Annotated in this window: 8 protein-coding genes; 7 read left to right on the top strand and 1 reads right to left on the bottom strand. The window is 69.3% G+C overall.

Annotation, left to right across the window (positions count from 1 at the left end; translation table 11 throughout):
• The first annotated feature begins 2 nt into the window (after window positions 1-2).
• The 5 genes from nirB to cobA all read left to right on the top strand — a co-directional run bounded on the left by nirB (window position 3) and on the right by cobA (window position 7,656).
• Window positions 3-2,468: a nitrite reductase large subunit NirB gene (nirB, locus tag BM133_RS01955; RefSeq protein ID WP_093431270.1), complete on the top strand. Its 2,466-nt coding sequence runs from the start codon at window positions 3-5 to the stop codon at window positions 2,466-2,468.
• A 13-nt stretch (window positions 2,469-2,481) separates the two neighbouring features.
• A complete protein-coding gene (nirD, locus tag BM133_RS01950) occupies window positions 2,482-2,886 on the top strand; it encodes a nitrite reductase small subunit NirD (RefSeq protein WP_093431268.1) in 405 nt (134 codons plus the stop codon).
• A 122-nt stretch (window positions 2,887-3,008) separates the two neighbouring features.
• The gene (locus BM133_RS01945) at window positions 3,009-5,813 is read left to right on the top strand and encodes a nitrate reductase (RefSeq protein ID WP_093431267.1); all 2,805 of its coding nucleotides are present in this window, start codon (window positions 3,009-3,011) and stop codon (window positions 5,811-5,813) included.
• A gap of 47 nt (window positions 5,814-5,860) precedes the next feature.
• The gene (gene ybiB / locus BM133_RS01940) at window positions 5,861-6,766 is read left to right on the top strand and encodes a DNA-binding protein YbiB (RefSeq protein WP_093431266.1); all 906 of its coding nucleotides are present in this window, start codon (window positions 5,861-5,863) and stop codon (window positions 6,764-6,766) included.
• A gap of 131 nt (window positions 6,767-6,897) precedes the next feature.
• Window positions 6,898-7,656: a uroporphyrinogen-III C-methyltransferase gene (gene cobA, locus BM133_RS01935; RefSeq protein ID WP_371286302.1), complete on the top strand. Its 759-nt coding sequence runs from the start codon at window positions 6,898-6,900 to the stop codon at window positions 7,654-7,656.
• Window positions 7,657-7,659: 3 nt separating this feature from the next.
• On the opposite strand, the gene BM133_RS01930 is transcribed toward cobA, so the two are convergent.
• On the bottom strand, window positions 7,660-8,763 hold the full coding sequence (locus BM133_RS01930; RefSeq protein WP_093431265.1) for a hypothetical protein: 1,104 nt from the start codon (window positions 8,761-8,763) through the stop codon (window positions 7,660-7,662).
• A 222-nt stretch (window positions 8,764-8,985) separates the two neighbouring features.
• Between BM133_RS01930 and pilQ the strand changes: the two genes are divergently transcribed.
• Together pilQ and BM133_RS01920 are read left to right on the top strand one after the other, a co-directional pair.
• The gene (gene pilQ / locus BM133_RS01925; RefSeq protein ID WP_093431263.1) at window positions 8,986-11,100 is read left to right on the top strand and encodes a type IV pilus secretin PilQ; all 2,115 of its coding nucleotides are present in this window, start codon (window positions 8,986-8,988) and stop codon (window positions 11,098-11,100) included.
• A gap of 113 nt (window positions 11,101-11,213) precedes the next feature.
• Window positions 11,214-12,239, top strand: a complete 1,026-nt coding sequence (locus BM133_RS01920; RefSeq protein ID WP_093431262.1) for an ABC transporter ATP-binding protein — start codon at window positions 11,214-11,216, stop codon at window positions 12,237-12,239.
• Window positions 12,240-12,295: the final 56 nt, after the last annotated feature.

The raw sequence follows: 12,295 nt of genomic DNA, 5'->3' as shown, positions 1-12,295 counted from the left end.
CCATGAAGAAAATGAAACTCGTGATGGTCGGCAACGGCATGGCCGGCGTGCGCACGCTCGAAGAGCTCCTGAAGATCGCGCCCGACCTCTACGACATCACCGTCTTCGGCGCGGAGCCGCACCCCAACTACAACCGCATCCTGCTGTCGCCCGTGCTCGCGGGCGAGCAGACGGTCGAGGAGATCGTGCTCAACAGCTGGGAGTGGTACAGCGACAACCACATCACCCTGCACGCCGGCAAGAAGGTGGTCGAGGTCGACCGCGTCAAGCGCATCGTGCGCGCCGAGGACGGCACCGAGGCACCTTACGACCGCCTGCTGATGTGCACCGGCTCCAACCCCTTCATGCTGCCCGTGCCCGGCAAGGACCTGAAGGGCGTGATCGCCTACCGCGACATCGCCGACACCGACTACATGATCGAGACCGCGCGCACGCACAAGAACGCGGTGGTCATCGGCGGCGGCCTCCTGGGCCTGGAAGCGGCCAACGGTCTCATGCTGCGCGGCATGAAGGTGACCGTGGTGCACGTCATGCCCTGGCTCATGGAGCGCCAGCTGGACGACGTGGCGGGCAAGCTGCTGCAGAAGTCGCTCGAAGACCGTGGCCTCAAGTTCCTGATGGGCGCGCAGACGCAGGACATGGTGGGCAACGAAGAGGGCCGCGTCAAGGCCATCCGCTTCAAGGACGGCACCGAGGTCGCGGCCGACCTGGTGGTCATGGCCGTGGGCATCCGCCCCAACGTCGAGCTGGCCGAGAAGATGCGTCTGCACTGCAACCGCGGCATCGTGGTCACCGACACCCTGCAGACCGTGACCGATGCGCGCATCTACTCGGTGGGCGAATGCGCGGCGCACCGCGGCATCGCCTACGGCCTGGTCGCACCATTGTTCGAACAGGCCAAGGTTGCGGCCAACCACCTGGCGCAGTTCGGCATCGGCCGCTACCTGGGCTCGCTCACCTCCACCAAGCTCAAGGTGACGGGCATCGACCTCTTCAGCGCCGGTGAATTCATGGGCGGCGAAGGCACCGAGGAAATCGTGATGAGCGACCCCTTCGGCGGCGTCTATAAGAAGCTGGTGCTCAAGGACGACAAGCTGGTCGGCGCCTGCCTCTACGGCGACACAGTCGATGGCAGCTGGTACTTCAAGCTGCTGCGCGATGGCCGCAGCGTGCACGACATCCGCGACAGGCTGATGTTCGGCGAATCGAACATCGGCGACACCGGCCACGAGGGCCACAACAAGGCCGCGAGCATGCCCGACGATGCCGAGGTGTGCGGCTGCAACGGCGTGAGCAAGGGCACCATCTGCAAGGCGATCAAGGACAAGGGCCTCTTCACGCTCGACGAGGTGAAGAAGCACACCAAGGCGAGCGCCAGCTGCGGCTCGTGCACCGGTTTGGTCGAGCAGATCCTGATGTTCACCGCGGGCGGCGACTACTCGGCCACGCCGAAGAAGAAGGCCATCTGCGGCTGCACCGATGCGAGCCACCAGGACGTGCGCGACGCGATCCGCAAGGACCACTGGCTCACGCACGACGAGGTCTACCGCAACCTCGGCTGGCGCACGCCCAACGGCTGCGCCACCTGCCGCCCGGCCGTCAACTACTACCTGATCAGCACCTGGCCCAAGGAGGCGAAGGACGACCCGCAAAGCCGCTTCGTCAACGAGCGCAGCCACGCGAACATCCAGAAGGACGGCACCTACTCGGTCATTCCGCGCATGTGGGGCGGCCATACCACGCCCGACGAGCTGCGGCGCATTGCGGACGCGGCCGACAAGTACAGGATTCCGACCGTCAAGGTCACCGGCGGCCAGCGCATCGACCTGCTGGGCGTGAAGAAGGAGGACCTGGAAGGCGTGTGGAAGGACATCGGCATGCCCTCGGGCTTCGCCTACGCCAAGTCGCTGCGAACGGTGAAGACCTGCGTGGGCAGCGAGTGGTGCCGCTTCGGCACGCAGGACAGCACGCAGATGGGCAAGGACCTGGAGCGCGCGCTCTGGGCCATGTACTCGCCGCACAAGGTGAAGCTGGCCGTGTCCGGCTGTCCGCGCAACTGCGCCGAAGCCGGCATCAAGGACGTGGGCGTCATCGGCGTCGACTCGGGCTGGGAGCTCTACGTGGGCGGCAACGGCGGCATCAAGACCGAGGTGGCGCAGTTCCTCGTGAAGGTGAAGACGGCCGCCGAGGTGATGGAGCACGCGGGCGCCTTCCTGCAGCTGTACCGCGAGGAAGGCTGGTACCTGGAGCGCACGGTGCACTACATCTCGCGCGTGGGCCTGGACCACGTGAAGAAAAAGATCCTCGAAGACGCGGAAGGCCGCAAGGCGCTCTGGGAGCGGCTGCAGTTCGCGCTCGACGGCGAGCCCGATCCGTGGTTCGAGTCGGCCGAGGCCTCGGTGGACGTGCGGCAGTTCGCGCCGCTGTCGGTGCCGATGGTGCCGGCCGATGCCATCCACCCCGCCTGAAAGGACGCCTGCCATGAGCGAATGGAAAGCCATCTGCCGCATCGACGACATCCCCGTGCTCGGCGCCCGGCGTGTGGCGCGGCCCGCGGGGGTGGACGTCGCCGTGTTCCGCAATGCCGAGGACCAGGTCTTCGCGCTGCTCGACCGCTGCCCGCACAAGGGCGGCCCGCTGAGCCAGGGCATCGTGTTCGGCACCAGCGTGGCCTGCCCGCTGCACAACTGGACCCTCGGGCTGGACGACGGCTGCGCGAAGTCGCCCGATGAAGGCTGCACGCCGAAGTTCGCGGTGAAAGTGGAAGGTGGCATCGTCCACCTGGACGCGGGCGAGCTCGCGACGCACGCCATCGACCTGGAACGCCCGGTCGCGGGGCCCAGGCCCTTCGCCACGATGGCCATCTTGTCCACCGAAGAAAGCTGAATCGACCATGGTGCAAGAGACGCGCTCCACCTGCCCCTATTGCGGCGTCGGCTGCGGACTCGCCTGCGGCGGTCCGCTGTGCGGTGAATGTGAACGCCGCAGCCTCCTTCACTCCTCACGCCATGGCTGATACGCGCTCCACCTGCCCCTATTGCGGCGTCGGCTGCGGCGTGATCATCGAATCCGACGGCGCGCAGATCACCGGCGTGCGCGGCGACCCCGACCACCCGGCCAACTTCGGGCGCCTCTGCACCAAGGGCTCGACGCTGCACCTGACGGCCAGCGCGCCGGTCACGCTGCAGGCGCGGCTGCTGCAGCCGCTGCAACGCATCGTGCGCGGGGAGGCGCCGATGGTCGTTTCATGGGACACGGCGCTGGACAACGCCGCGGGCAAGTTCGCGCAGGTCATTCAGGACCATGGGCCGGACGCTGTCGGCTTCTACATCTCGGGCCAGTTGCTGACGGAGGACTACTACGTCTTCAACAAGCTCGCCAAGGGCCTGGTCGGCACCAACAACGTGGACACGAACTCGCGCCTGTGCATGAGCAGCGCCGTTGCCGGCTACAAGCAGACGCTGGGCGCCGACGCGCCACCGGCCTGCTACGACGACCTGAAGCATGCCGAGTGCCTTTTCATCGTGGGCAGCAACACCGCGTGGGCGCATCCGATTCTTTTTCGCCGCATCGAGGATGCGAAGGCCGCGAACCCCGCGCTCAAGATCGTCGTGGCCGACCCGCGCCGCACCGACACGGTCGAAATCGCCGACCTGTTCCTGCCGATCCAGCCCGGCACCGATGTGATGCTGTTCAACGGCATGCTGCACCTGATGCTGTGGGAAGGCTGGACCGATGCGAAGTACATCGCGGCCCACACCAGCGGCTTCGATGCGCTGAAGGCCACGGTGCGCGAATGCACGCCCGACAAGGTGGCGCAGGTCTGCGGCATCTCGAAGGACGACCTGATGGCGGCTGCGCGCCTGTTCGCCACCTCCCCCGCCACGCTGAGCCTCTATTGCCAGGGCCTGAACCAGTCCGCGAGCGGCACGGCGAAGAATGCCGCGCTGATCAACCTGCACCTGGCCACCGGCCAGATCGGCAAGCCCGGCGCCGGCCCGTTCTCGCTCACCGGCCAGCCCAATGCGATGGGGGGGCGCGAAGTGGGCGGCCTGGCCAACCTGCTGAGCGCGCACCGCGACCTGGCCAACCCCGCGCACCGCGCCGAGGTGGCCGCGCTCTGGGGCGTGCCCTCGGTGCCATCGAAGCCCGGCAAGACGGCCGTGGACATGTTCCAGGCCGCCGCCGACGGCGAGATCCGCGCGCTGTGGATCGCCTGCACCAACCCCGCCCAGTCGATGCCCGACCAGGCCACGGTACGCCGCGCGCTGGAGCGCGCCGAATTCGTGGTGGTGCAGGAGGCCTTCTCCACCACCGCCACCTGCGCCTTCGCCGACCTGCTGCTGCCCGCCACCACCTGGGGCGAGAAGGACGGCAGCGTGACCAACAGCGAGCGCCGCATCTCCCGCGTGCGCCCTGCCATCGCCGCGCCGGGCGAGACGCGGCACGACTGGTCGATCGCCACGGACTTCGCGCGCCGCCTCGAAGAGCGGCTCGGCCGTGCGGGCACGCTCTTTCCCTACGACACCGCCGAATCGGTCTGGAACGAACACCGCGAAACCACGCGCGGGCGCGACCTGGACATCACCGGCCTGAGCTACGCGATGCTCGACGACGCCGGCCCGCAGCAATGGCCGCTGAAGGAAGGCGAAAGCAGCGGCCGGGTGCGCCTGTACGAAGACGGCGTGTTCCCCACGCCCGATGGCCGCGCCCGCTTCGCCGACACGCCCTACACGCCGGTGGCCGAGGCCCGCGAGGCGCGCTATCCCTTCTCGCTCAACACCGGGCGCCTGCGCGACCAGTGGCACGGCATGAGCCGCACCGGCACCGCCCCGCGCCTGTTCGGCCACGTGGCCGAGCCCATGGTGCAGATGAACCCGCAGGACATGGCGCGGCGCCAGATCGGCGAAGGCGACCTGGTGCACCTGACATCCAGGCGCGGCTCGATCCTGCTGACCGCGCGCGGCAGCGCCGAGATCGGCTTGAGCCAGGCCTTCGTCGCAATGCACTGGGGCGAGGAGTACCTGAGCGGCTGCTCGTCGACCGGCACGCGGCTGGCCGGCATCAACGCGCTCACCACGCCGGCCTACTGCCCCACCTCGAAGCAGCCGGAACTCAAGCACACGGCGGTGAAGATCCTCAAGGCCGAGCTGCCGTGGTCGCTGCTCGCAATGGGTTGGCTGCCCCCCGACGAGGTGCTGGCGGCCCACCGCACGCTGCAGCCGCTGATGGCGATGTTTCCGTTCGCCACCTGCGTGCCGTTCTCGGGCAGCACCAGGGACGCGGCGGGCGCCGAGCGCAGCGGCCTCCTGTTTCGCGCGGCCGCGCACGATGCGCCGGCCGATGCGTTGCTCGAGCAGATCGAAGGGTTGCTCGGCCTGCAAAGCCCCGACACCCTGCGCTACGCCGACCGCCGGCGCGGCCAGCGCCGCTCGGCACGGCTGGTGCGCCGCGCCGACCAGAGCGCCGGCCTGGAAGCCTTCCTGCTCGCGGGCGACACCAGCGCCGAAGCCTGGATCGCCACGCTGCTGCGGGAGGAACTGCCCGCGCAGAGCTACGGCCGGCTGCTGCTCTCGCCCGGCGCCCGCGCGCCGCTGGCGGTGCAATCGCGCGGAAAGCCGGTCTGCACCTGCTTGAACGTGACCGACCTGGCGATCCAGGCCGAACTGGGCCGCTGCGGCGGCACGCCCGACGAGCGGCTGGCCGCCCTGCAGGGAACGCTGAAATGCGGCACGAACTGCGGCTCGTGCATTCCGGAGCTCAAACGCATGATCCGCATGGCGCCCGCCGAGGCCATTCCCGAGGGGGCATAAGCCGACTCACATTCCGGCATAAGCGTTGCAGGACAATCCGCCTACCCATGGGAATCAGCCAATACATCAAGGAAATCGGCCGCGGCGCGCGAGGCGCCAGGCCGCTCACGCGCGAACAGGCCACCGACCTGTTCGGCCAGGTGCTGGACGGCACCGTCACCGACCTGGAGATCGGCGGCTTCTGCCTGGCGATGCGCATCAAGGGCGAGACGCCCGAGGAGATGGCCGGTTTCCTCGACGCCACGCATGCGCGGCTGCACCGCATTCCCGCCGGCGACCGCGCGCTCATCGTGCTGCCCAGCTACAACGGCGCGCGCAAGCTGCCGGTGCTCACCCCGCTCCTGGCGCTGCTGCTGGCCCGCGAAGGCCTGCCGGTGCTGGTGCACGGCAGCGCCACCGAAACCGCACGCGTGCTCGCCTCGAACGTGCTCGCCGCGCTCGACGTGCCGCCCATGACCGCCATCGGCCCCATCGCCGACGGTACCGTGGGCTTCGCCGCGACCGAGCTGCTGAACCCGGCGCTCAAACGCCTGCTCGACGTGCGCCGCGTGGTCGGCCTGCGCAACCCCGGCCACAGCGTGGTCAAGCTGATGCAGCCCACGGCCGGCCCCGCGGTGGTGGTGGCCAGCTACACGCACCCCGAATACGCGCGCACCATGGCCGAGACCTTCGAGCTGATGGGCACCACCGCCCTGCTCTCGCGCGGGCTCGAAGGCGAGGTGGTGTCCGATCCGCGCCGCACCGCGCAGATCGACGGCTTCGTGCGCGGCGCGCGCACCGAACTGCAGGCGCAGGCCAGCGGTACCGCGGCCGAGGTGCCCGGGCTGCCCAAGGAAATCGACGTCGCCACCACGGCCGACTACACGCGACGCGTATTGAACGGCGAGCTTCCCGTGCCCGAAGCCATCGCCGCACAGGTCGGGCACATCAAGCAACTGGCATCCCACATATGAAACCGACACGACCAACCCCAGAAACACCGCGGAACGGGCTTCGCCCGGCCGCAGGTGTTGCCCCCGGTGAGGGGGAAGGAGAAGCGACACGAAGTGCGCGAAGCCTGGGGGAGAACCACGTATGCACGCTGGTGGGCGCCGGCCCTGGCGACCCGGAACTGCTGACCATCAAGGCCGTCAAGGCGATCCAGGCCGCCACGGTGCTGCTGGTCGACGACCTCGTGAGCGAAGAGATCCTGGCCTACGCCCGCCCCGGCGCGCGCATCGTGCACGTGGGCAAGCGCGGCGGCTGCAAGAGCACGCCGCAGGCCTTCATCGAGCGGCTCATGATCACCGCGGTGCGCGAAGGCGAGACCGTGGTGCGCCTGAAGGGCGGCGACCCGTTCATCTTCGGACGCGGCGGCGAAGAGGTGGAGCACCTGCGCGAAGCGGGCATCGAATGCGCGGTGGTCAACGGCATCACCGCCGGTCTGGCGGCAGTGACCTCGCTGGGCGTGCCGCTCACGCACCGCGACCATGCGCAGGGCGTGGTGTTCGTCACCGGCCACGCCAAGACCGGCGCGGGCGCGCAGGAAGACCCGACCGACTGGCGCGCGCTGGCCGCCATGGCGCACAACGCGCGCCTCACGCTGGTGATCTACATGGGCGTGGCGGGTGCCCGCCACATCGAGCGCGAGCTGCTGCACGGCCTGCCCGGCGACACGCCGGTGGCCGTGGTGCAGCACGCGAGCCTGCCGCACCAGCGCCACATCGCGACCACGCTCGACGGCCTGCAGGCACGCATCGCCGAAGCCGGGCTCGCGAGCCCCGCGGTGATCGTGGTGGGCGACGTGCTGCGCGGGCTGGCCGCGGCGGCGCTGCCGGCGGACGCGAACCGCTTCGGCACCTAGGTCTCAAAAACTTCCGACCAGCCCGGGCCGTCCGCGCAAAGCGGTGGCGTCCGGCGCAAAACCTCCGCGCAGCACCACCGGCGCCTGGCTCCCCAGGCTGGCGATGAGTGCGATCCAGGCGATGGCCAGTTCGCCATCGGCTGCGGCCAGGCGCTGCCGGTCGAGCATCAGGCCCTGGAAGTCTTCCAGCATCTGGACTTCCGACATGTCCCCGCGGCTCATCCGCACCTTCGAGCGCTCGAATTCGTCTTTCGCCCGGCGCGCCCGCCCGCTCGCATCGGCGGCCATGTCGTTCGATGCCTGCAGCCGTCGCAAGGCCTCGGCCACCTCCGCGCGGCCCCGCGCCACGGCCTGCGGGAAAAGCGGATAGCCGGGAAGCGCCGCCTCGGCCGGCGGATCGCTGTCGCCGCCGTCGCCACTGTCCCGCGCGGCGTCGATGGTGCCCACGAGCAAGGCCTGCGGCTCGATGCCATAGAGCGACGCCGCCAGCTGGATGTCGTCGCGATTGGCCAGCAGCGCAGCGGGCACTGCCTGCGGCAGCGAGGCCGAGAAACGGGGCAGCCTGCGCTGCGCGACCTCGTCGGCAATCGTCTTTTTCAACGCCGCTTCCGGCAGGCCGCAGCGCGCCACGAGGAAAGCGAGGTTCGCCTCGCGCTGCGCATCGATCTTCTTCATCGCCGCCGCGGCGCCAGTTTCGCGTCGCACCAGTTCCTTGCTGAAGTCGTCGTGCAACGCCGCACTGGCGGCGATGAGTTGCGACTGGCGGCGCACTGCAATGAGCGCGCTCTCGAGGTAGGTCAGGCGCAGCGTCTGGACAACCACCGCCACGTAGGCCGCCGAGACGCCGATCTCCGCGGCCGGCGCATCCGGGCGCTCGCCAGCGCCCGCGGCGCGGCCGGCCTGCGCAATCAGTGCGTTCAGGGCCTCGCTCTGGAAGGCTGACCACCAGGGCCGAGCGCCGGGGCGCAACGCAGACGCCACGGGCAGCACCTCCCGATGCGAAAGACCGGGGTGCGCCACGACGTAGCTCGCGCTCACGCCCGATCCGGCACAGGCAATGCCCAGCGCAGCGGCCAGCATCGCAACCATCGATCGATTCATCACCATGCGCACGCTCCACAAGAATCCGGAAACCGCGATGGTTCCTCGCAAATTCGGAGAAATCGGAGAGGCGGCGAAGCGGTGTCGCCGCCATCCATTGCTTGCGTGCAACACAAGTTGCGATCCGTCGCGCCTCGGCAAGATTCCTCCCAGATTGGGCGAAACCATCCATCCGTCACAGGCAGGGCGCGCATGTCGTTCGCGCCTCGCCTCACACGGAGAGAACCCATGAAGACTTGCCCGCGCTCGCCGAGCGTTTTGCGACCGCGACGATGGCTCGGTGCCGCGGTCCTTTCGCTGATTTCGCTGGCCCCGATCGCTGCGCACGCGCAGAACGCGCAGAACGCCATCGAAGCCGTCACCAGCACCGCCAGGGGCGGCACGGAGCTCGTGCGCATCGACTTCACGGAGCCCCTCGCCGCGCTGCCCACCGGCTTTGTCGTGCAGGCGCCGGCACGCATCGCGCTGGACTTTCCGGGCGTGACCAATGCGGTCGGCCGCTCGGCCATCGAATTCAACACCGGCAACCTGCGCACCGCCAACGTCGTGCAGGCCGGCGAGCGCTCCCGCGTGGTGCTGAACCTGCAGCGCGCGGCGACCTACCAGGCCGAGATCCAGGGGCGATCGCTGCTGGTCTCGCTGCAGTCCGGAACGGGCCAGGCACCGAAGACGCCAGCCAATGCCGAGTTCGCCGAAGGCAGGCAGCGCCAGGTGACGCCATTGCAGGACATCGACTTCCGCCGCGGCAGCGATGGCGCCGGCCGCGTGCTCATCGCCATGGGCAGCAGCCAGCTGGGCGTGGACGTGCAGCGGCAGGGCGCGACGTTGGTGGCCGAGTTCATGCGGGCCTCGCTGCCCGAGGGCCTGCGCCGGCGCCTCGACGTGTCCGACTTCGGCACCGCGGTCGACGCGGTGAGCGCGCAGCAGCTGGGCGACCGGGTGCGCCTGTCGATCACCGCGCATGGCGACTGGGAGCAGAGCGCCTACCAGGCGGACGACCAGTTCGTCATCGAGGTGCGCCCGCGCAAGACCGATCCGGCCAGGCTCACGCAGGGCACGGGCTACACCGGCGAGAAGCTCACGCTCAATTTCCAGAACGTCGATGTGCGCGCGCTGCTGCAGGTGATCGCGGACTTCACCGGCTTCAATGTGGTCACCTCCGACTCGGTCTCGGGCGCCCTCACGCTGCGGCTGAGGGACGTGCCGTGGGACCAGGCGCTCGAAGTCATCCTGCAGGCGAAGAACCTGGGGCTGCGCAAGAACGGCAGCATCCTCTGGATCGCGCCGAAGGACGAGATCAACGCCAAGGAAAAGATCGAGCTGGAGGCGCAGGCGACCGTGGAGAACCTGGTGGCGCTGCGCACGCAATCGTTCCAGCTCAACTACGCCAAGGCGGCCACGGTGGTGCAGAGCCTGACCGGCACCGGGAGCGGAGGCGGCGGTGGCGGTGGCGGCGCCGCGACGACCCGCCTCCTGAGCACCCGCGGCAGCGCCATTGCCGAGGTGCGCACGAACCAGCTCTTCGTCACCGACACGCCCGTGCGCCTGGCGGAGGTGAGCGAGCTCATCCGCAAGCTGGACGTGCCGGTGCGGCAGGTGCTGATCGAGGCGCGCATCGTGGAGGCCTCGGACACCTTCGGCAAGTCGCTCGGCGTGAAGCTGGGCGGCGGCGCCACGGGCACGAACGCCTCCCTGGGCACCAGCCCCACGGGCACCGCCAACGCGTTCACCTCGTTCACCAGCAGCAACTTCGTGAACCTGCCGGCCGGCGATGCGGGCGGCACGGGCAACAGCGCGGGGGCCTTCTCGCTGTCGCTGTTCAATGCGAGCTTCACGCGCGTGCTGAACCTGGAGATCTCGGCGCTGGAGGCCGAGGGCAAGGGCCGGCTGGTGTCGAGCCCGCGCGTGGTGACGGCGGACCAGACCAAGGCGCTCATCGAACAGGGCGAGGAAATTCCCTACCAGCAGGCCACCTCCAGCGGCGCGACGTCGATCTCGTTTCGCAAGGCCGTGCTCAAGCTGGAGGTCACGCCGCAGATCACGCCCGAGGGCAACATCATCCTCACGCTGGACGTGAGCAAGGACGCCCGCGGCGTCAACACCTCGGCCGGCCCCGCCATCAACACCAAGCATGTGCAGACCGAGGTGCTGATCGACAACGGCGGCACGGTGGTGATCGGCGGCATCTTCGAGCTGACCGAGACCAGCGACGAGTCGCGCGTGCCGGTGCTGGGCGAGGTGCCCTACCTGGGTGCGCTGTTCCGCTCGCGCGAGCGCGTGGTGAACAAGGTGGAGATGCTGGTGTTCATCACGCCGAAGATGATCGGGCGCGCAGGCTCCTGATCCACGCGATGCCCTGGTGCGGTGCGCCGGCGGCCGCCCCGTTCCGGGGCCCATGTGGCATGGAGCGTGCTTAGACCGTGCATGCCCGCCTCCAGCCCGTTTTTCGCCCGGCAATGAACGCCGTCTCCCCGCTTCCGCCCGCCGCGGTCGAGATCGTCGCGCTCAGCAAGCGCTACGCCCCCGGCACGCCGGCCGCCGTCGATGCCATCGACCTGCGCATCGCCAGCGGCAGCTACTGCTGCCTGCTGGGCCCTTCGGGCTGCGGCAAGAGCACCACGCTGCGCATGATCGCGGGCCACGAGTCGGTCACCAGCGGCGACATCCTCCTGGACAACCGCAACATCACCAACCTGCCCGCGGCCGCGCGCGGCACGGCCATGATGTTCCAGAGCTTCGCGCTGTTCCCGCACCTGTCGGCCACCGACAACGTGGCCTTCAGCCTCAAGATGAAAGGCGTCGGCAAGGCCGAGCGCCAGAAGCGTGCGCGCGACCTGCTCGCGCGCGTGGCCATGGGCCACCTGGCCGAGCGCAAGCCCGGCGAGCTTTCCGGCGGCCAGCAGCAGCGCGTGGCGCTGGCGCGCGCGCTCATCACCGAGCCGCGCGTGCTGCTGCTGGACGAGCCGCTCTCGGCGCTCGACCCGTTCCTGCGCATCCAGATGCGCGCGGAGCTGCGGCGCTGGCAGAAGGAGCTGGGCCTGACCTTCGTGCACGTCACGCACTCGCAGGAAGAAGCCATGGCACTGGCCGACACGATGGTGGTCATGAACCACGGCGTGATCGAGCAGGTCGGCCCGCCGCACGAGATCTACAACCACCCCGTGAACGAGTTCGTGGCGCGCTTCATGGGCGGCCACAACGTGATCGACACGCCCGCCGGGCCGATCGCGGTGCGCAACGACCACATGCGGATCGCCCCGGGCCCCGATGCCAACGGCCTTGCCGCCGCGGTCACCGACGTCGAGTACCAGGGCACCTACGTGCTGCTCGGCCTGGCGCTGGAGGCCGCCGCGCCGGAGCGCCGGAACGTGTCGGTGCTGCTGGGCGAGGCCGCCTTTCTCGCGAGCCCCTACGCGCAGGGCGAGACGGTTCGCCTGTCGTGGGCCGAGGCCGATGCGCGTGCGCTCGCCGTGGCTCCCTGATCTTTTTCCCATTCCGTTTTCACGCTTCCCCGCCACTTCTTTCTACGGAGACTCAG

Source organism: Variovorax sp. 770b2 (assembly GCF_900115685.1).
Lineage (GTDB): Bacteria > Pseudomonadota > Gammaproteobacteria > Burkholderiales > Burkholderiaceae_C > Variovorax.
The sequence above is the reverse complement of the archived record's forward strand: the minus strand, read 5'-3'. Positions and strand labels throughout refer to the sequence as shown.

Coding starts and splice junctions, on each gene's coding strand:
- BM133_RS01930 (WP_093431265.1), bottom strand. CDS start 8,763: ATGGTGATGAATCGATCGATGGTTGCGATGCTGGCCGCTGCGCTGGGC.
- pilQ (WP_093431263.1), top strand. CDS start 8,986: ATGAAGACTTGCCCGCGCTCGCCGAGCGTTTTGCGACCGCGACGATGG.
- nirD (WP_093431268.1), top strand. CDS start 2,482: ATGAGCGAATGGAAAGCCATCTGCCGCATCGACGACATCCCCGTGCTC.
- nirB (WP_093431270.1), top strand. CDS start 3: ATGAAGAAAATGAAACTCGTGATGGTCGGCAACGGCATGGCCGGCGTG.
- BM133_RS01920 (WP_093431262.1), top strand. CDS start 11,214: ATGAACGCCGTCTCCCCGCTTCCGCCCGCCGCGGTCGAGATCGTCGCG.
- ybiB (WP_093431266.1), top strand. CDS start 5,861: ATGGGAATCAGCCAATACATCAAGGAAATCGGCCGCGGCGCGCGAGGC.
- BM133_RS01945 (WP_093431267.1), top strand. CDS start 3,009: ATGGCTGATACGCGCTCCACCTGCCCCTATTGCGGCGTCGGCTGCGGC.